The organism is Psychrobacter aquimaris, from assembly GCF_016107525.1.
Taxonomy (GTDB): Bacteria; Pseudomonadota; Gammaproteobacteria; order Pseudomonadales; family Moraxellaceae; genus Psychrobacter; species Psychrobacter aquimaris.
The window spans coordinates 1-1233 of the sequence record NZ_JABASR010000034.1; the positions used below are offsets into that span (position 1 = coordinate 1).

Here is a 1233-nt window from a genome sequence, read left to right on the forward strand (position 1 = left end):
CTCATTACTGAGACTTATGGATTAGTTCAATACGTTAGCAACAACACCAGCGCCTACAGTACGGCCGCCTTCACGAATTGCAAAGCGAAGACCTTTGTCCATAGCGATTGGGTGGATAAGCTCTACGCCCATCTCAACGTTATCACCAGGCATGACCATTTCAGTACCGTCTTGTAATTGAATTGCGCCAGTTACGTCAGTGGTACGGAAGTAGAACTGTGGACGATAGCCGTTTAGGAATGGTGTGTGACGACCACCCTCTTCTTTTGACAGTACGTATACTTCTGCGTCAAACTTGGTGTGAGGCGTGATTGAACCTGGCTTAGCTAGTACTTGGCCACGTTGTACGTCTTCACGCTTAGTACCACGTAGTAGTACGCCACAGTTTTCGCCTGCACGACCTTCGTCAAGCAGTTTACGGAACATCTCTACACCAGTACAGGTGGTTTTTTGAGTGTCACGGATACCAACGATTTCGATTTCGTCACCAACTTTAACGATACCAGACTCAACACGACCTGTTACAACAGTACCACGACCTGAGATTGAGAATACGTCTTCGATTGGCATTAGGAATGCTTTGTCGATGTCACGCTCTGGCTCTGGGATGTAGGTGTCAAGAACGTTTAGTAGTTCTACAACAGCTGGTTGGCCGTATTTTTCTTGTGAGCCTTTTAGGGCTTCAGTAGCAGAACCTTTGATGATTGGGGTGTCATCGCCTGGGAAGTCATAGTCGTTCAATAATTCGCGAACTTCCATTTCTACTAGCTCAAGCAATTCTTCGTCATCAACAGCATCACATTTGTTCATGAATACGACGATGTACGGTACGCCAACCTGACGTGAAAGCAGGATGTGCTCACGGGTTTGTGGCATTGGGCCGTCAGTGGCTGATACTACTAGGATTGCGCCGTCCATCTGGGCTGCACCGGTGATCATGTTTTTAACATAATCGGCGTGACCTGGGCAATCAACGTGGGCGTAGTGACGTGTTGGAGTGTCATATTCTACGTGTGAGGTGTTGATGGTGATGCCACGTGCTTTTTCTTCTGGAGCTGAGTCAATAGACGCGTAGTCTTTGGCTTCGCCACCTGAGGTGATTGCAGCAACGGTTGCGATTGCAGCTGTTAGGGTTGTTTTACCGTGGTCAACGTGTCCGATTGTACCGACGTTGACGTGTGGCTTTACGCGTTCAAACTTGGCCTTTGCCATGGGTATTTCCTCTTTTTTTGG

General features: G+C 48.0%; 1 protein-coding gene. It reads right to left on the bottom strand.

The window, feature by feature from the left end:
* Positions 1-21: 21 nt before the first annotated feature.
* Positions 22-1212 carry an elongation factor Tu gene (tuf, locus tag JFC10_RS14760; RefSeq protein WP_198333485.1) on the bottom strand — a complete coding sequence of 397 codons (1191 nt, stop codon included), beginning with the start codon at positions 1210-1212 and terminating at the stop codon, positions 22-24.
* Positions 1213-1233: the final 21 nt, after the last annotated feature.